Annotated in this window: 15 protein-coding genes; 3 read left to right on the forward strand and 12 right to left on the reverse strand. The window is 73.3% G+C overall.

What is annotated here, in order from left to right:
• Positions 1-99 precede the first annotated feature (99 nt).
• On the reverse strand, positions 100-2,649 hold the full coding sequence (locus ACLJOU_RS35200; RefSeq protein WP_410573581.1) for a RecQ family ATP-dependent DNA helicase: 2,550 nt from the start codon (positions 2,647-2,649) through the stop codon (positions 100-102).
• A 272-nt stretch (positions 2,650-2,921) separates the two neighbouring features.
• On the opposite strand from ACLJOU_RS35200, the gene ACLJOU_RS35205 reads away from it, so the two are divergent.
• Positions 2,922-3,071 (forward strand): hypothetical protein, encoded by a 150-nt coding sequence (locus tag ACLJOU_RS35205; protein WP_410573582.1) that lies wholly within the window; start codon positions 2,922-2,924, stop codon positions 3,069-3,071.
• Positions 3,072-3,418: 347 nt separating this feature from the next.
• On the opposite strand, the gene ACLJOU_RS35210 is transcribed toward ACLJOU_RS35205, so the two are convergent.
• Positions 3,419-6,241: a ricin-type beta-trefoil lectin domain protein gene (locus ACLJOU_RS35210; RefSeq protein ID WP_410573583.1), complete on the reverse strand. Its 2,823-nt coding sequence runs from the start codon at positions 6,239-6,241 to the stop codon at positions 3,419-3,421.
• A 297-nt stretch (positions 6,242-6,538) separates the two neighbouring features.
• Between ACLJOU_RS35210 and ACLJOU_RS35215 the strand changes: the two genes are divergently transcribed.
• The gene (locus tag ACLJOU_RS35215) at positions 6,539-6,862 is read left to right on the forward strand and encodes an STAS domain-containing protein (protein ID WP_410573584.1); all 324 of its coding nucleotides are present in this window, start codon (positions 6,539-6,541) and stop codon (positions 6,860-6,862) included.
• Positions 6,863-6,945: 83 nt separating this feature from the next.
• Here the strand turns inward: ACLJOU_RS35215 and ACLJOU_RS35220 are convergent, their stop codons facing one another.
• From ACLJOU_RS35220 to ACLJOU_RS35255, 8 genes are all read right to left on the reverse strand, one after another.
• Positions 6,946-8,028, reverse strand: coding sequence for a S1 family peptidase (locus tag ACLJOU_RS35220; RefSeq protein ID WP_410573585.1), 1,083 nt, complete (start codon positions 8,026-8,028; stop codon positions 6,946-6,948).
• A gap of 326 nt (positions 8,029-8,354) precedes the next feature.
• Positions 8,355-9,443: a spore photoproduct lyase family protein gene (locus ACLJOU_RS35225; RefSeq protein ID WP_410573586.1), complete on the reverse strand. Its 1,089-nt coding sequence runs from the start codon at positions 9,441-9,443 to the stop codon at positions 8,355-8,357.
• An 82-nt stretch (positions 9,444-9,525) separates the two neighbouring features.
• Positions 9,526-9,957, reverse strand: a complete 432-nt coding sequence (locus tag ACLJOU_RS35230) for an OsmC family peroxiredoxin (RefSeq protein ID WP_329048788.1) — start codon at positions 9,955-9,957, stop codon at positions 9,526-9,528.
• A gap of 98 nt (positions 9,958-10,055) precedes the next feature.
• Positions 10,056-10,979 carry an NADP-dependent oxidoreductase gene (locus ACLJOU_RS35235; RefSeq protein ID WP_410573587.1) on the reverse strand — a complete coding sequence of 308 codons (924 nt, stop codon included), beginning with the start codon at positions 10,977-10,979 and terminating at the stop codon, positions 10,056-10,058.
• 105 nt (positions 10,980-11,084) lie between these two features.
• Positions 11,085-11,459 (reverse strand): MerR family transcriptional regulator, encoded by a 375-nt coding sequence (locus ACLJOU_RS35240; protein ID WP_410573588.1) that lies wholly within the window; start codon positions 11,457-11,459, stop codon positions 11,085-11,087.
• A gap of 112 nt (positions 11,460-11,571) precedes the next feature.
• Positions 11,572-12,741: a cysteine desulfurase family protein gene (locus ACLJOU_RS35245; RefSeq protein WP_410573589.1), complete on the reverse strand. Its 1,170-nt coding sequence runs from the start codon at positions 12,739-12,741 to the stop codon at positions 11,572-11,574.
• Between the two features lie 75 nt (positions 12,742-12,816).
• Positions 12,817-13,143, reverse strand: coding sequence for a hypothetical protein (locus ACLJOU_RS35250; protein WP_410573590.1), 327 nt, complete (start codon positions 13,141-13,143; stop codon positions 12,817-12,819).
• Positions 13,144-13,189: 46 nt separating this feature from the next.
• On the reverse strand, positions 13,190-14,089 hold the full coding sequence (locus ACLJOU_RS35255) for a LysR family transcriptional regulator (protein WP_410573591.1): 900 nt from the start codon (positions 14,087-14,089) through the stop codon (positions 13,190-13,192).
• A 94-nt stretch (positions 14,090-14,183) separates the two neighbouring features.
• Between ACLJOU_RS35255 and ACLJOU_RS35260 the strand changes: the two genes are divergently transcribed.
• Positions 14,184-15,032, forward strand: coding sequence for an LLM class flavin-dependent oxidoreductase (locus tag ACLJOU_RS35260; protein ID WP_410573592.1), 849 nt, complete (start codon positions 14,184-14,186; stop codon positions 15,030-15,032).
• A gap of 89 nt (positions 15,033-15,121) precedes the next feature.
• On the opposite strand, the gene ACLJOU_RS35265 is transcribed toward ACLJOU_RS35260, so the two are convergent.
• A complete protein-coding gene (locus ACLJOU_RS35265) occupies positions 15,122-15,880 on the reverse strand; it encodes a class I SAM-dependent methyltransferase (RefSeq protein ID WP_410573593.1) in 759 nt (252 codons plus the stop codon).
• A gap of 240 nt (positions 15,881-16,120) precedes the next feature.
• Positions 16,121-16,852 (reverse strand): AraC family transcriptional regulator, encoded by a 732-nt coding sequence (locus ACLJOU_RS35270; RefSeq protein ID WP_410573594.1) that lies wholly within the window; start codon positions 16,850-16,852, stop codon positions 16,121-16,123.
• Positions 16,853-16,874: the final 22 nt, after the last annotated feature.

Consider the following 16,874-nt stretch of genomic DNA (forward strand, 5'->3'; position numbering starts at 1 on the left):
GAACATCCCAGGACCTCAACATCAAACTCGCCGAACTCGCCCGCACCCTCGCCGACCGCCACACCGAGATCGACCTCCCCACCCGCTGAACACCACCGGTCAACCCCCGTCGGCGGTGGTGAGCAGGCCGTGTTCGACGACCGCAGGCGTCGACAGCGTCTTGTAGCCGTGGTCGTCGAACACGACGGTCACGGTGTCGTCGTCGGTGGACATCACGATGCCGCGGCCCCACTCCCCGTGCTCGACCACGCTGTTGACCGCGAAGGCACCATCCCCGGCCGACAGCGCTTCGGCGGTGCCGGCGATGCAGGTGTCGCAGGTGCCACAGGGTTGCTCGAGCTGCTCGCCGAAGTAGCCCAGGAGGAACTGGCGGCGGCAGCCGGTCGTCTCGGCGTAGCCGCGCATCATCTCGATCCGGGACCGGATCAGCCGTTGGTGGGCTTCGGCGGCCGCGACACCCCGCTCCACGGCCTGTCCCGGGTCCACCTCCGGATCGCGGTATTCGAGGCGGCCGTCGGCGGTGACGCCGACCGACCCGGTCTCCTCCAGCAGGTTCACCGCCCGCGTGCGCTGGGCCGCCGAGACGTCCACCTGCTTGCCCAGCTCGGCCGGCTTCAGGGGCGTGTCCTGCGCGGCGAGCGTGGTGGCCACCTCCGCCAACGCCTGCTCCGGTGCCTTCGCCGCGGTAAGGAACTTCTGCCGGCCCAGGTCCCGCGGCCGGTGGTACAGCGTGATTTCCGCCGGTTCGCCGTCGCGGCCGGCGCGGCCGATCTGCTGGTAGTACGTGTCGAGCGACTCCGGGGCCGCCGCGTGCAGCACGAACCGCAGGTCGGCCTTGTCGATCCCCATGCCGAACGCCGAGGTCGCCACCACGACGTCGAGGTCGTCGCGCAGGAACTCCTCGTGCACCCGTTCGCGGTCGGCCGCCTTCATCCCGGCGTGGTAGGCCGCCACGCGGACGCCTTCCGCGGCGAGCTCTCCCGCGTAGGTTTCGGCGTCCTTGCGGCTGGTGACGTACACCAGGCCGGGGCGGGTCGCGGGATCCGCCGTCAGCGCCCGCGTCCGGGTGAGGACCGCCTGGTGCCGGTCGTCGTCGTCCGGCAGCGGATCGACCCCGAGGCGCAGGTTGGGCCGGTCGAAACTGGCGAGCACCTCGCGGTGGTCGCGCAGCGCCAGCCGGGCCACGATGTCGGTGCGGACCGGCAGCGCCGCGGTCGCCGTCAGGGCGATCACCCGCGGGTGCCCCAGCCGCTCGATCACCGGCGCCAGGCGCAGGTAGTCCGGCCGGAAGTCGTGGCCCCACGCCGAGACGCAGTGCGCTTCGTCCACCACGAACAGCGAGACGCCGAGTTCGGCGACCGCGTCGAGCACTTCGTCGGAGGCCAGCTGCTCCGGGGACAGGAACAGGTACTCGGCTTCGCCCGCCCGCAGCAACTCCCACGCGCGCTTGCGTTCGGCCGCGCGCTGCGTGGAGTTCAGGGCGACGGCCGCCGGGGCGCGGCTTTCCCCGATGCCTTCGATCTGGTCGTTCTGCAGGGCGATCAGGGGCGACACGATCACGGTCGGACCGTCCAGCAGCAGGGCGGGCACCTGGTAGATCGCGGATTTCCCGGCCCCGGTGGGCAGCACGGCGAGGACGTCGTGCCCGGCCATCACCTGCTCCATCGCGGCCAGCTGCTCGTCGGTCAGCTGGGCCCACCCGAACTTGTCGGCTGCGATCTGCTGGAGTTCGTCGCGTCTTCCTGCCATCCGCCGCAAGTACCCGCGCCCCGCGAGGGAAAACCCCGCGGTGCCTTCAGCCGGGCGACCGGGTGCGCGGCCACCTTGAGCCGGCCACCCCGGTAGGGCACCCCGCCGCGCAGCAGCCGGCTCGCCACGGCCAGCCAGCTGCACACACCCCCGCTCGGCGAGCCACAACGGCGTCCACAACGCACTGTCCGCGGGGAACACCGCAGCACCACCGGCTCGCCGGCGTCCCGCCTCCGCCACGAGCACCGCCGCGGCCAGGCACCGGCCGAGCGCGCCGCGCCGGAGCGCCACCACCGAAGCCGGGACGATCGCCAGCTCGGCGGCCAGCCGCCACGGCTGGGCCAGGCTGTCATAGGCCTGCCGCACCCGCTGCGACAGGAACGTCCGCGTGTCCGGAGGCAGCCGCCGCACCAGCGGCGACCGCAGGTACCGCACGGTGCCGCCGCGCGCCCGCACGGTCCGGATCAGTTCGAGGTTCTCGAACAGCACGTCGCCGTCGTAGCCGCCGAGCCGGTGGAAGGTCGCGCGGCGCACGGCCAGCGTGCCGGGGTAGTCGTGCCCGAGGGCGCGGTTCAGCAGGCTTCGCGCGGTGTCCCACCGGCAGTGCCACGGCGCCGGCCGGAAGTAGTTCTGCGGGACGACCAGGTCGGCTTCGCCGAGGGCGCCGAGGACCGCCGTGAGGGCGCGCTCGTCGTACCGGACGTCGTCGTCGGCGATGACCACCCGGCGCGCCCGGACGTGGCGCAGCCCGGTGCGCACCCCCGCCACCTTCCCGTTGGCGCACCGCAGATCCGGGTCCGGCGGAAGGTGGGTTACCAGGTGCCCCCACGCTCGCCGATGCCGGTCGAACCACGGCGGCGCCGAGCCGTCGACGACCACGACTTCCGCCCGGGCGCGCAACCACCGCAGGTAATCCGTGAATTCCGGGTCCGTGTCGCGCTCGCACCGGAGCGGAAGGACGTACCCCGGTCGCTCCCTTGTGGTCCGCTTGCTTGTGGTCCGCTTGCTTGTGGTCCGCTTGCTTGTGGTCGGCTTGCTTGTCGTCACGGTACCGGGCAGCCCGGCGAACCGGACGGTCCCCGTTCGCCGGGCCCGCGTTTCGACCGGTCGCCCGTGGCTATCCACCCGGCCCCGGCGACGGACGCACGGAAACCACGGGAAAGGCACCGGCCATGGACGGATCTCCGCACCCTCTCAGCCCCGATCAACCGGTCTCCCCCGGCACCCCGGAGGTCCCCGACCTCGACGTCGATCCCACCCAGTTCCTGGACGAAGACGCCCGGCACCCCAGCGCTTCGCCGCGTGAGGAGCCGCCGGACTGACGCGACCGGTCGATCAGGCGCTGCGCCACCCACTCGCCGACCGTCATCGCGGCGCCCCCGGCGACCAGGCCTTTCTACCGTGTCCATCACAACGGGCGGGTACCCCGCCGTTGCGCGGCTACGCCGCCCCCCGTGTACTGGACGGAGAGCCTGGGAACCCGCTCGGGCCGGCGGAGCCGCACCGCGCGGTGACGGCGGTGACCGTGGTGCCAGAGTGACGGCGGAAGGCGATCTGTACCGCGAGCCGGAGAGCGTGCACGGCGGGGGGCCGAGCTGGTGCGGTGGACCGCCGGGGCGACCGGCCGACGGCCCCGATCCGCCTGCCCGTCGAGCCGGTCACCGCACGCTCAGCTGCGGGACCACCGCTGGTTCGCCGCACCGGTGCAGGGCCAGATGACGAACGGGGTGCCGTCGGCCGTGCCGTGGCCCTGCACGTCGAGGCACTTGCCGGAGCCGACGTTGACCACCGCGCCGCCGGACTGGACCCGCCACTGCTGCGTCGCGGCACCGGTGCAGCTGTGGATCTGCACCGCGGTGCCGTCGGCCGTGGCGCCGCCGGCGGTTTCCAGGCACTTGGTGTCGAACACCTTCAGCTGGTTGCTCGTGGTCGACGTCCACGCCTGGTTGCTGCCGTTGTTGCACCCCCACAGCGCCGGCACCGTGCCGTCGGCCTGGTTCGCCGCCGGGACGTCGGCGCACTTGCCCGACTCCGCCGACTCGAGGATGCCGTCGGTGTCGCCGCGGGCCCACTTCTGGTTGGCGCCGCCGGTGCAGTCCCAGAGCAGCAGCGCGGTGCCGTCGGCCGTGCCGTGGGCGTCCGCGTCGAGGCACCGGCCGGATCCGGAGTTGACGACCGAGCCGTCGGCGCCGACGGTCCACTGCTGCGCGGCGGAGCCGTCGCAGCCGGTGATCACCACCGGCGTCCCGGCGGCCGCGCCACCGGCCAGGCACTTGCTGCCGTACACCGTCAGCTGCCCGGCCGGGGTCGCGGTCCAGCTCTGGTTCGCTCCCCCGGTGCAGTCCCACAGCGCGACGGCGGTGCCGTCGGCCTGGCTCGCCGCGGGGACGTCGGCGCAGATCCCCGATTCCCGGCCCTTGAGGATGCCGCCGAAGTCACCGCCGGCATTCGGCGTCACGGTGAAGTTGTCGAAGAGGTTCGTCTGGTAGCCGACGACACCCACGCCGACGAGCCCGGTGGTGAACGCCGTGTCGGTGACGGCGCCGAGCACGGAGCCGTCGAGGCTCGCGGTGATCCGGTTGCCGCTGAAGCCGAGCTTGACCGTGTGCCAGGCGTTCAACCCCAGCGCCGCGTGGGAGCCGGACGCGAGCGTGGTGAGCACGCCACCGCTGCTGTTCTTCGCGATCGACCACGCGCCGGTGTCGGCCACCCGCAGCTGGTAGGCGGCCTGGTGGCTCTGCGGCCGATTCTGCGTGTTCGCCCGGCCGAGCAGGGTGACGGTGCCGGTCTGCTGCAGGTCGACGTCGGTGCTGACGGTGTAGTTGCTCCAGTGCGGATCGCCGGCGAGGGTGAAGGCGTCGCTGTCGTCCTGCCACTCGATCGGCCGGACCGGGGCGACCTGCTGCAGGCACTGCCCGCCGCGGCCGGCGGCGCACGGGCGGACCTCGAACGCGCCCTGCATGTCGGAGAAGAACTTGGCGGCGCTGCGCGTGGGATAGCCCTCGAAGGTGTCGGAATAGGGCAGGCCCAGCGTCCCGGCGGCCGGGCTCGTCGCGGTGCCCTTGCCCTGGCCGGTGGTCGTGGTGACCGAGTAGATCCGGTTCGGCCGCAGGGTCAGCGAGTACTTCCCCGACGACGGAGTCACCTCGTTCTGCCGCACGAAGTAGTCGGCGGCGTCGCCGGACGCGAGGTCGGTGGACCAGACGTGCACCGTGCCGCCGTCGAGGTTCCCGGAAACGGTCACGTCGACCGTCTGGGCGGCCGTCGCGCCGGTGGTTTCGTAGATGGTCGAGTAGTCGGTGCCGTCGGTGGACTTCAGGGAGACGTAGCTGCCGTTCGCGCGGTTCCCGCCGAGGTAGCCGCTGGCCGAGCCGGTGAGGAACCGCCAGCCGGGCCGGGTGAACTGGGCGACCTGCGCGTTGGCCCACAGGTTCTGCCCGAGCTGGTAGGCACCGGACCACGGCGTGTTCGCGGTGGCGAGGCCCACCGTGCTGTAGGGCAGGTTCGCGGACAGCGCGGCGATCAGCGGCCAGTCCAGGAAGCCGGTCAGCTGCCCGTCGAGGTAACCGCGCGTGATGGTGCGGATGTAGGCGGCCGCGCCGGCGTTGAAGTCCTGGGAGCCGAATTCGCTGGCCCACAACGGTTTCCCGGTGGCGACGGCGTTCGCGGACGACGCGCAGGCGGTCGCGTCCGAGAGGTAGCCGCACGGGTAGTGGGAGCCGACGACGCCGACGGCGGCGGCGAACCGGCCGTCGGCGAGCATGTCGTCGGCGGTGCTCCAGCCGGTGTCGTCCCCGACGATCTGCACGGCACCGTAGCCGCGGGCGTCCAGCGCGGAACGCAGGTTCTCGTACCAGGTCTTGTCGTGCCCGCGTTCGTTCCAGCCGCCGAGGTAGCCGATCGTCAGTCCGTGCTGCTTGGCGCAGTCCAGCCAGGAGATGTCGTAGTCGATCATGTCCTGCGACCAGAAGTTCCCGCCCCCGACCCAGCCCGGCGCCGCCCAGGGCAGCGCCACGAGCTTGATCTCCGGATTGCGGGCGACGGCCTGCTCGCCGAGCCAGAATTCGTAGCCGGCGTGGCAATTGATTTCGCCGCGCACGTGCTGGTGACTCGGTTCCGCGCCGTCGGTGGAATTCGCGTCCCCGCCGATCTCCAGTTTCAGCAGCTGCACGGCGGCGCCGTAGCCCGGTTTGAACAGGTAGTCGAGGATCTGCGCCCGTTGCGCGGGCGGGTAGTCGATCAGCAGCCGGGAATTCCCGCCGCCGCCGCTGATCGCGCCGACGCCGTCGAAGGTGCGTCCGGTGCTGCCGCCGTCGACGGCGATCGTGGTGGTGGCCGCGGTGGTGGCCGCGGTGGCGGGCAGCGCGGTCACCACCGGTGTCGCGGCGGCGAGCAGTGCGGCCAGGACCAGGAGGAAAAGCCGGCGGTGCGTCGAGTCCCGGTGGTGCGTCGAGTCGCGGTGGTGCGTCGAGTCGCGGTGGTACGGGCGCATGGCAGGTCTCCCCGGGCGCGCGGACAGGACGGACTTCGCCAGCACAGTCCCCGGCCCGGCGGCCAGTCAAGGCACACCGGCGATCATGTCTCGTCATTGGTCTGGTCCGCCCGCCACCGGCGCCCGGAGGCTTTTCGGTTGCCGCCGAGGCGAACCCGTTTCGCGGAGCGCTCCCGGGGGTAGCCGCCCGGGGTCGTGGAGGTGGGCGGTGGGACATTCGTTCGAACCGGAGCGCCTGGGAATCGTGCGCTCGGAAACCAGCACCGGAATCGCGGCCCTGGCGTTGTGGGGGGGGAATTGGACGCCGGAACGGCACCGGGACTGTCCGGCGCCGTGCTCGAGGCGCTGGCCGAAGAGCGCGAGGTACTCATCTTGGACCTCTCCGGGCTGTCGTTCCTGTCCGCCGCCGGGGCGCGCTCGATCCGGCTCACGCACGACGCGGCCGGGGCCACCCGGCTGCGGGTCGTGACCGGTGGCGGCCGCGCGGTGGAGCACGTGCTGCGGGCGACCGGGTTCACGGCGGTGCTGGACTGCTACCCGACTCGTTCGGCGGCGCTGGGCGCGGGCAGCCGGCGGTCGTTCGTGAGCCGGGTGAACGCCAGCTGGAACGTCGACTGCTGACCCGCGGCGCCGGGCCGTCGACGGCCCGGCGCCGGTGTTCCCCGGGCTTTCCCGCCGACGGACCGGCGGGAAAGCCCGGTCGATCACGGCAGGCTGAGACCGTACGCCTGCAGCACGGCCGGCACCGGCTGGAAGAACGTCTCGCCGCCGGAGGTGCAGTCGCCGCTGCCGCCGGAGGTCAGGCCGATGGCCGTGGCGCCGTCGAACAACGCGCCGCCGCTGTCGCCCGGCTCGGCGCACACGTCGGTGTCGATCAGGCCGTACACCGAGCCTTCTTCGTAGTTGACCGTCGCGTCGAGGCCGGTGACCGTGCCGGAGTGGACGCCGCTCGTGGAACCGCTGCGCGTCACCGGTTCGCCGACCGAAGCGTCACCGGCGCCGGTGATCTCCTGGCCGGTGTTCACCGCGCTGGGCCCCTCGGCCCCCGGGTCGTAGGCCGCGTAGGAGTAATCCGTGCCCGGGAAGTCGGCCCACTGGGTGCTCGCGATGTGCTCGTAGCTCCAGGAATCGGCCCACCAGTCGTTCGTCGCGACGCCGCAGTGCCCGGCGGTGATGAAGCCGGGGTTGCCGCTCGAATCGTGCACGTTGAAGCCCAGGGAGCAGCGCAGGCCCTGCCCCCAGATCGCGTCGCCGCCGCTGAGCAGCGGACGCAACCGGGCGGTGCGCTCGAGGCGGGCCTTCGCGCCGAAGCCGCGCACCTGGGCCGTCAGCTTCGCCAGCGCGGCACCGGTGACCGTGGGGTCGGCGGTCACGCGGACCCGGCCGGTCCGGGGGTCGATCCGCCACGCGGTGCCGGGAATGCGGTCGAACCGGTTCAGCAGGCCGGTCACCGCGGCGAGCTCGGACCGGCGGAAGGGCACCAGCCGCGGTTCGGCACCGGCCGCCCGCACCTGATCCGCCGCCGCGGCATCGGTGACGGTGACGACCAAGTGCGCGTTGTCGTAGTAGGCGCCCACGGTGCGGTCACCGAGACCGCTCGTGAGCCGTTCGCCGAGCGCGGTCGCGGCCCGGGCGGTCAGGGGCTGGACGCTCAAGGGCTGGGCGGTCAGGGGCTGGGCGGCGATCGCCACGGAGGTCGGCGTGAGGGCGATCCCGGCGGCGAGCACCGCGGCGGCACAGATCGTGCCGCCGCGCCGGATCCGGGAAGCCGGATGGGCAGTGGACATGGGTCATCTCCATGCTCGTGGGATGGGACGATGACACACCGGTGCGGAGAGCGCGCGTCGTCAGACTACGACGGTGCGACATTTTCCTTCCACCCACCAAAGTCGCATTCCGCCGCCACACGATTCCGGTCGACGTCGTTTTCCGGGAAAGCAAAGAATCGCCGGTTTTCCGGCACCGCCGAATGGCCGGTTGACGGCGAACCGGCCGAACGCGGGATTATCCGCTCCCACCTCTGTGAGGACCCTGAGAGAGCCCGGAAGCGCCACCGGACCGGCTGTGTCCTCATTGGACTTCCCGGCACGGCCGGGTTTCTTCGGCGCGGCACTCAGGTCCAGTACAGCGCCCGGCCGGCGGGAAGCCGCCGTTCGAGTGCGGTGTCGAACCACGCACGCAGCTCGTGCATGTCTTCGCGGCGGTAGACGTACTTCACCGAACCGTATTTGCCGAACTTGCGGGACCGCTGCTCCGGATCCATCTCCAGCTTCGTGCGCGGGTACCAGCCGGTGAGCACTTCGCGGCTGCCCGGGGTGAACCGGTGCGTGATGCACTCGACGGTCAGATCGAGCCCCGGCACGGCGTCGAGCTCCGCGGCCGCCGCGTCCAGCAGGGCGCCGTACTCGTCCCGCCAGCCGGGCACGGGCATGATCGGGGCGATCGTCAGCCCGACCGGGTAACCCACGCGAGCCAGCCGGCCGAGCCCGGCGAGCCGGGCGGCCACGGGATCGGTACCGCCTTCGAAGCGGCCGGCGACACCGGCGGCGTTGACCGAGGCGCGGATCCGCGTCCGGCCGCCGTGCGGCAGGCCGAGCAACGGCTCGACGGCCCCGAACTTGGTGGTCGCGCGCAGCTGCACCGGCCCGTCGAAGCCGTGGGTGCCCACGTGCGCGACCGCGGCGGCGAGGCTGCCGGTGACGTGCTCGATGCCCAGCGGGTCGGTGTAACACGACGCCTCGAACGTCGTGCCCTCGTGCGCACGCGCGGCCGTGCCGGACGTGACGCCGCCACTGCCGACGTAGGCGTCCATCCCGGCGAGGATGTCGTCGAGGTCGGCGTACACACGCGTGACCGGCGGACCGGACAGGGAACCGGCCAGGTAGCAGTACTGGCAGTGCGCGGGACAGCCCTCGGCCAGGTCGAGACGCCAGTCCGCGCTGGGCGGAATGGGCTGGAGCTTCCGCTTCGACGGCGGGCTGACCACCACCGCGAGCGTCGACTTCGCCCGGACGTAGGTGGCGCGCTCGTCCTTGCCGCGCAGGCCGGTGATCCGGTCGGAGCGCAGGAACTCGATGTCACCCACCCCGGCGGCCTCGCAGCGCGCGACGATCTCGGCGGCGTGCGGGCGTTCGGCGGCCGACCGGGTGACGACGACGTGCTGGGGGGTCCACCGGCGGGAGCGGGTCTGCGATGCGGTCATCACCCCTGTGCAACGCGTCGTGGCCGGGCGGTGCATCCGGGGGCCGGCTTGACGTCGGTCACAGCCGGCCCCCGGCCGCGGCTCAGCCGGCGAGCGTCGCCTGCAGCGTGATCTCGGGCACCCCGGCCAGTGCGCGGCTGACCGGGCAGTTCGCCTTGGCCTGCTCGGCGTACTCGCGGAACTGCGCCTCGTCGACGCCGGCGACGCGGCCCTGCGTCGTCAGCTCGATCTTGAGGATCGTCGGCGCTCCGTCGACCGGCCGCAACGTCACCGCCGCGTCCGTCTCGATCGACTCGGCCGGGAAACCGGCGCCGGCCAGGGTGCTCGCGAGGGCCATCGAGAAGCAGGACGCGTGGGCCGCGGCGATGAGCTGCTCCGGGTTGGACCCGGGGCCGTCCTCGAAGCGGGACTTGTAGGTGACGCCGCCGCTGATGCTGCCCCCGCCCGCGGTGAACTGCCCGGATCCGGTGGGGATGTCGCCGTTCCAGTTCGCGTGGGCCTTCGATACGGGCATGGGTCCTCCAAAGATCGTGTCGGTGCTCGGCCCCGAGTCAATCAGGATCGGGCCCGGTCCGCCAAAGCGTCCCGGTCGAGCGCGAACCGGGCCGGCGGTCACGCCACCTTGATGACGACCTTGCCGGCCGCGTGGCCGTTCTCGACGGTGGCCAGCGCGGCCGGGGCGTCGGACAGCGGGTGGACCGCGGTGATCACCGGTGCGAGGACTCCGTCGAGGGCCAGCCGGGCCGAGCGCGCCAGGTTGTCGCGGTCGAGGCGGCGCTCGACGAACCGGCCACCCAGCTCGGGCACCGACTGGTCACCGACGGCGATGACGTTGCCGGGCTCGCGGACCAGCGGGGCGACCGTCCGCAGCGCGGTGCCGCCGACGAGGTCCACGATCCCGTCGAGGCCGCCCGGAACCAGCGCGCGGACCGCGGCGACGACGTCCTCCGCCGTGTAGTCGACGAACTGCACCCCGAGGGATTCGGCCTGCTCGCGCTTGGCGGCGCTGCCGGTGCCGAGCACGCGCAGCCCCCGCGCCGCGGCCAGCCGGGCGACCGCGAGCCCGACCCCGCCGCCCACCCCGTTGACCAGGATCGCGGCGCCGTCCGGGAGGCCGAGCTGGTCCAGCGCGTCCACCGCGGTCGTGCCCGCCACCGGCAGCGTCGCCGCCACGGTCGCGGACAGGCCCTCCGGGATGCGCGCGGTGTTCGCCGCGGACAACACCGTCGTCTCGGCGTACGTGCCGCCGCCGGTGAGCGCGAAGCCGAAGACCGCGTCCCCGACCTCGAGCCCGTCGACGTCCTCCCCGAGCGCGAGCACGGTGCCGGCCGCCTCCATGCCCAGCACGCGGGGGAACGGGCGCCCGCCGTCGAGCCCGGGCACCAGCCCGGCGCGCAGCAGGTGGTCGAGCGGGTTGACGCCGGCGACGTCGACCCGGATCAGCACCTCGTCGGGCCGGGGGGCGGGATCGGGGCGCTCGAACGACTCCTGCACCTCGGGCCCGCCGAAACTCCTGAAACCCCACGCCTGTCCCATTTTCGCTGCCTTCCGGATGACCGCCCGGTGGTTCCGGGCTCCTGCGGCCATCGTCACCGTTCACACCGGTGTCAGGGGCAACCGGCTGAGGCGCGGATCACAGCTTCAGGCCGACCGGGCCAGCGCCGACCGGTGCCGGTTGTTGGCCGCGATCACCTGGTCGAGCGCGTCCCGGGCTTCGACCAGGCGCGCGATCTCGGCGTCGATCCGGTTGCGCTCGCGCGTCATGGTGGCGAACGCCTCGTCGACGACCCCGGCGTCCCCCGGCGTTTCGACGCACGGCAGCACCGCCGCGATCACCCGGCTGGACAGGCCGGCGTCGAACAGCTGCCGGATGAGGGCCACGCGCTCGACCTCGGCGTCGGAGTAGTGCCGCTGCCCGGCCTCGGAGCGGGAACTGGTCAGCAGGCCCTGCTCTTCGTAGTACCGCAGTGAGCGGGAACTCACGCCCGTACGCCTGGACAGCTCGCCGATCCGCATAGCGGAAAGGCTACGCCGCACGATCCCCGCGCCCAACGCCGAACGTCGGCAACGCGAACCGGTCTCCGAGGAAAGGTCGGCAGCACTTCGTCCTCCGTGGCCATGCCGTCGCTCATCGGCCGCCTGACGCGGCCGAGACCAGGGCGCCGACCGCCGTGTCGATGTCGGCCTCGGTGGTCCAGCGGCCGAGGGACAGCCGCAGCGCGGCCAGGGCTCGCTCGGAGCCCAAGCCCATTGCCGCCAGTACCGGCGACCCCGTGTGCACGCCGCTGTGGCACGCCGAGCCGGTGGACGCCGCGATCGCGGGGGCGGCTTCGAGCACCTGGTGGCCGCGGGTGCCGTCGATGCTGATGTTGAGCGTGTTCGGCAGTCGCCGGCCGGGTGCCGCGGGGCCGTTGAGGCGGACACGGCCGGGCAATGCCGTGGCGAGCCGGTGGTGCAGCTCGTCGCGCAGGGCCGCCAGGCGATCCGCCGCGACGTCCTCGGCCGCGAGCCGGGCCGCCGTGCCGAACGCCACCGCCAGCGCCACGTTCTCCGTTCCCGCGCGCAGGCCGCGTTCCTGGCCGCCGCCGTAGACGACCGGCTCCAGCGTCACGCCGTCCCGCACGAACAGCGCCGCCACGCCGCGCGGGGCGTACATCTTGTGCCCCACCACCGTCAGCAGGTCCACGCCGAGGCGTCCGACGTCCACCGGGATCTTCCCGCACGCCTGCGCGGCGTCGCAGTGCACCAGCGCGCCGTACCGGTGCGCCAGCTCCGCCAGTTCGGCGACCGGCTGCAGCGCACCGGTCTCGTTGTTCGCCGCCATGATCGACACGACCGTGCGGTCCGCGTCCGTGCGCAACGCCGCCGCCAGCGCGTCCTGCGTGACCAGGCCGTGGTGGTCGACCGGCAGCACGGTGACGCGGGTGCCGTGCAGCCGCTCGAGCGCGCGGGCCGTTTCCAGCACGGACGGGTGCTCGGTCGCCTGGACGACCAGGCGCGCACCGGTGGCGAGCACCGCGCCGCGCAGCGCCAGCAGGTTCGCCTCCGACCCCGACCCGGTGAACACGATCTCCTCCGGCCGCGCACCGACCAGATCGGCGACCTGCGCCCGCGCGGTCCCGAGCGCCTTCCTCGGTTCCCACGCGTAGGGGTGAGCACTGGCCGGGTTGCCGAATTGCCCGGTCCAGAACGGCATCGCCGCTTCGCCGACGCGCGGATCGACCGGCGTCGTGGCGTTGTAGTCGAGGTAGACGGGCCCGTCGTCCAGGCCCGGCGGGCGGCGCATCGCCTGGGTCACTCGGTGTCCTCCCCCTTCGGGCTGCGCACCACCTTCACGCCGGGCCCCCGTCCCCGCAAGCGCGATCGCGGCCGGTCAGCTGACGTTGAAGTTCTGGTCCACCTCGTCGGCCAGCGCGCCCAGGGCACGATCGAGCCGCTCGCGCACCTCGTCGGTGTCGGCGTCGTCGTCGACCTTCGCCCGCAGTTCCGCTTCGCTGGCCCCGGTTCCGTCGCCGGTCACCCGCAAGTCGCCCGCCCAGCCGTCGGTGCGCCACTCCACCCGGCCTTCGTCCGCCCGCAGATCGACGTGGTAGTCGCCCGAGCCGCCCTCCGGCAGCCACGCCTTGGCGCGGGTGGCGTCGGAGGCGGTGTTGAGGACGATGTCGGCTTCCGCCGTCATCGCCCGGGTACTGGTCACCATTCCGGCACGTTCCATCATCGCGGCCGGGTACCCCGGTCTTCCGCGGCTACGCCGACGCGCTCGCGGAGCCGGCACTCGCGGTGTCCGGGCTGTCGGTGAACGCCCGGACGAACGAGGACACGCAGACCGGTGGCGTCCTCAGCGACGCGACGATGTGCCCGTCGATGCTCAGCGGCGGGTCGAGCGGCCTGGCGCGGACCCGGCGCGCGGCGAACCCGCTCAGCTGTTCCGCGGTCAGCACCGTCCAGGCGCCGTGTCCGCTGCCGACCTCGATCAGGACGGTGAGCACCGAGCCACCCGACCGGCCCCCCGGTCCGCCGCCGGCGCCGTGCCAGGCGGCGACGACCGCGTCGTGCCAGGCCGGGTCCTCCTCGCGGGCGGGCAGCCGCAGGGCCGCCGGGTCGAGATCGGCCGGCCGCACCGCCGGGGAGCCGGCCGCCGGGTGTTCCTCGGACACGACCGCCAGCAACGGCTCGGACCACGCGCGGACCACGCGGACGCCGTCCGCCTCCACCGGACCGCGGACCAGCGCCAGGTCCAGCTCACCGCTCCGGACGGCCGCGAGCCGGGCCGCGACCGGCAGGTCCACGAGCGAGGCCTGGGCGGGCCGGTCCCCGTCGAGCAGGAGCTGCGCGGCGCGTTCCAGCCGCGGGGTGAGACCCGAGGCGACGCCGATCCGCAGGTGCGCAGCGGGTTCGCCGGCGACCACGCGCACGCGTGCCGCGGCGGCGAGGGTCTCGCGGGCGGCCTCCAGCACGCGCTCCCCGGCCGGGGTGAGCCGCACGTGCCGCGGCGACCGGTCGAACAGCCGGGTGCCGAGGTCCCGTTCGAGCCGCGCGATCTGGTGGCTCACCGCGGGCTGCACGATGTCGAGCCGCTCGGCGGCCCGGCCGAAGTGCAGCTCCTCGGCGACGGTGACGAAGTACCGGAGCGCGCGCAGTTCCACGTCCCCTCCCCTCCCGGGCACGATGACAAAAAGTGATCGCTGAGCAGTCTAAGTGGGGCTGGTTCGGCCGGGCTTTCCCGGCTGGGATCGAGGCATGCACATCGGCACCGGCTTGATCAGTCCCCCGTCCCCGGCCGAGGTGGTGTCCGCCGCGGCCGACGCCGCCGACCGCGGCCTCCACAGCTTCTGGACCAACCAGAACCCCGGCGGCTGGGACCCGTTGACCCTGCTGGCGACCCTCGGCCGTCGGCCCGCCGAAACCGGCACGGCCATCGTCGCCACCTACCCCCGCCACCCCGTGACGACCGCGACCGAAGCGCTCACCCTCCAAGCGGCCTCCGGCGGTCTGACCCTGGGCATCGGCCCCAGCCACGCCTGGTACGTCCGGGACCAGCTCGGCCTCCCGTACACGTCCCCGCTACGGCACACGCGTGAGTACCTCACCGTGCTGCGTCCCCTCCTCGAAGGCCGGCCCGTCCGCTTCGACGGCGAGTTCTTCACCGTCGACACCCGCCTCGAGGTCAGCGCCCCGCCGCCCGGCCTCCTGCTGTCGGCGCTCGGCCCCCGCATGCTGGAGCTGGCCCACGACCTCGCCGACGGGGTGGCGGCCGCCTGGGTGACGCCGGACATGGTCGCCGGGCACATCGCCCCCCGCACGGCCCCCGGCGCGCGCATCGTGGCCCAAGCCGTCACGGTGCTGAGCCCGGACCCCGACCGCACCCGCGCGGGCTTCGCCGAGCAGCTCACCGCCGTCGGCCAGATGCCCGCCTACCGCGCCTCACTCGACCGCGCCGGACTCGCCACCCCGGCCGACACCCTCGTCATCGGGGACGAGACCACGGTGCTCGACGCGGTGAAGCGCTACGAAGACGCCGGCGTGACCGACCTGATCGTCGTGCCCCTCAACGAGCGGGACCGCACCTTGGACCTCTTGCCGGTCTGACCGATCCGCGGGGTGTCGCCGGCCCGCGACACCCCGCTCCTCCCGTGACGGCCGCCACCCGGCTCGTGCCCGTGGGTTCGGCTGCGGGGTCAGCGCGGTGCGGTTGCCGTGGCCAGGACACGTCGGGATCCGCCGAAGGCGGGCAGGATCCGCCGGGCCTCCTCCTGCACGGACTGCATCGCCGGATCGCCGCCGGCGTCGAGGGAAAGCGCCGCCTCCCACAGCGCTTTCTCGGCCGCTCGCCACGCCGGCTTGTCCGTCACCTCGACGTCCACGAAGCCGGCCGACGGCAGCTGCCTGGCCAGGTCCATTTCCCGCATCCGCGGTGGCAACCGCTCGTCCGCGGCGTCCAGGGCTTCCCAGCAGGTGACGACCACGCGGCCACCCGGCCGCAGAACCCGGCGGCATTCCCGCAGCGCGGCCGGTTTCGGTTCGGCGAACTGCAGGGAGTCGACGACGAGCACCGCGTCGACCGACGCCGCCCCCAGCCCGGTGCCGGTCAGCTCACCCACCCGGAAGCCGGCCCGCTCCGCCAGTCCCAGCTCCCGGGCCCGGCGGTGCGCCTGCTCGATCGCGACCGCCGAAAAGTCCACCCCGACCACCCGGGCACCGCTGCGCCGCGCGATCTCCAGTCCGTAGCCGCCGCGACCGCACGCCAGATCCAGCAGCACCTGACCCTCGCGCAGCGCGAGCTCCGCCACGACCTCGTCGAGCGCGGCCCCGCTCAGCAGGCTGGTGGACTGCAGGCCCGGCGGAAGACCCAGCACCCGCCGCACCAGCTCGTCGGCCGCCGGCGACTCCACCCGCTCCGCGTACCAGCGATCGAACTCCGCCGCACTCAGCTCCACCCCCGGACCTTCCCACACCGCGCGGTGGTCCGCCGGCACGGAAGATCAGGGCGCGGACGTGAGCCGGAGCACCGGCCAGCCGATCTCGGTTCGCCAGGTCGCCGGTCCGGGTTGTCGCGCGGGCCGATCGGATACGTCTCGTGGACGGGGACGTCAACCCTCAGGGGCCCGCGCTGGACTGCTACACCGAAGACGCCGTCGTCACCGACGAGGGCCGGGTGGTGATCGAACCGTGACGGCTCAAGAGGCGTCCGGGAGCTGCGTGGCCCGGTAGCTGCCGGGTGTCCGGCCCATGGTGCGCGTGAACGTTTCGACGAACGCGCTCGGCGTGGCCCAGCCGCAGCGGTGCGCGGTCTGCGTGACGCTGGCGCCCTCCGCCAGCAGGACCATCGCGTGGAACACGCGGGTCGTGGTGCGCCACTGCGGGTAGGTGGTCCCGAACTCGACGCGGAACAGCCGGGACAGCGTGCGTTCGCTGGTGCCGGTGCGCCGGGCCAGCCACGCCGTCGTGCGGGGCCGGCTGAGGTCGTCGGTGACGAGCCGGCACGCGTGGGCCAGCCGGGGGTCGCGGGCCACGGGCAACGTCAGCGGCCGGTCGTGGGCGCGGCGGAGGCGGTCGCGGAGCACCGCGTGGAGCCGCGCGGCTTCGGCGGCGCCGAGGCCGGGTTCGGTGGTGGCGATGAGGAGTTCGCGCAGCAGCGCGCTGACCGCGATCACCGTGGGCGCGGTGCCGTCCAGCGGCGCGTCGCGGCCCGGGAACATCAGCGTGAGGACCTCGGACGCGCCGTAGACCCGGTGCTCGTGCCAGGTGCCGGCGGGCATCCACACGGCACGGTCGGCGCAGGCCACCCACGCGCCGCGGTCGGTCTGGACCGCCAGGACGCCCCGGATGACGTACACCAGCTGGTGCTCGTCGTGCCGGTGCCGCTCGATGACGTGGCCGGCCGCGTGCTCGTGGCGGTTTTCTGACACAAGTCGACAGATTATCGGAAGT

It is taken from the genome of Amycolatopsis sp. cmx-4-61, assembly GCF_046548775.1.
GTDB lineage: Bacteria > Actinomycetota > Actinomycetes > Mycobacteriales > Pseudonocardiaceae > Amycolatopsis.

Coding starts and splice junctions, on each gene's coding strand:
- ACLJOU_RS35205 (WP_410573582.1), top strand. CDS start 2,922: ATGGACGGATCTCCGCACCCTCTCAGCCCCGATCAACCGGTCTCCCCC.
- ACLJOU_RS35210 (WP_410573583.1), bottom strand. CDS start 6,241: ATGCGCCCGTACCACCGCGACTCGACGCACCACCGCGACTCGACGCAC.
- ACLJOU_RS35220 (WP_410573585.1), bottom strand. CDS start 8,028: ATGTCCACTGCCCATCCGGCTTCCCGGATCCGGCGCGGCGGCACGATC.
- ACLJOU_RS35225 (WP_410573586.1), bottom strand. CDS start 9,443: ATGACCGCATCGCAGACCCGCTCCCGCCGGTGGACCCCCCAGCACGTC.
- ACLJOU_RS35230 (WP_329048788.1), bottom strand. CDS start 9,957: ATGCCCGTATCGAAGGCCCACGCGAACTGGAACGGCGACATCCCCACC.
- ACLJOU_RS35235 (WP_410573587.1), bottom strand. CDS start 10,979: ATGGGACAGGCGTGGGGTTTCAGGAGTTTCGGCGGGCCCGAGGTGCAG.
- ACLJOU_RS35240 (WP_410573588.1), bottom strand. CDS start 11,459: ATGCGGATCGGCGAGCTGTCCAGGCGTACGGGCGTGAGTTCCCGCTCA.
- ACLJOU_RS35250 (WP_410573590.1), bottom strand. CDS start 13,143: ATGGTGACCAGTACCCGGGCGATGACGGCGGAAGCCGACATCGTCCTC.
- ACLJOU_RS35260 (WP_410573592.1), top strand. CDS start 14,184: ATGCACATCGGCACCGGCTTGATCAGTCCCCCGTCCCCGGCCGAGGTG.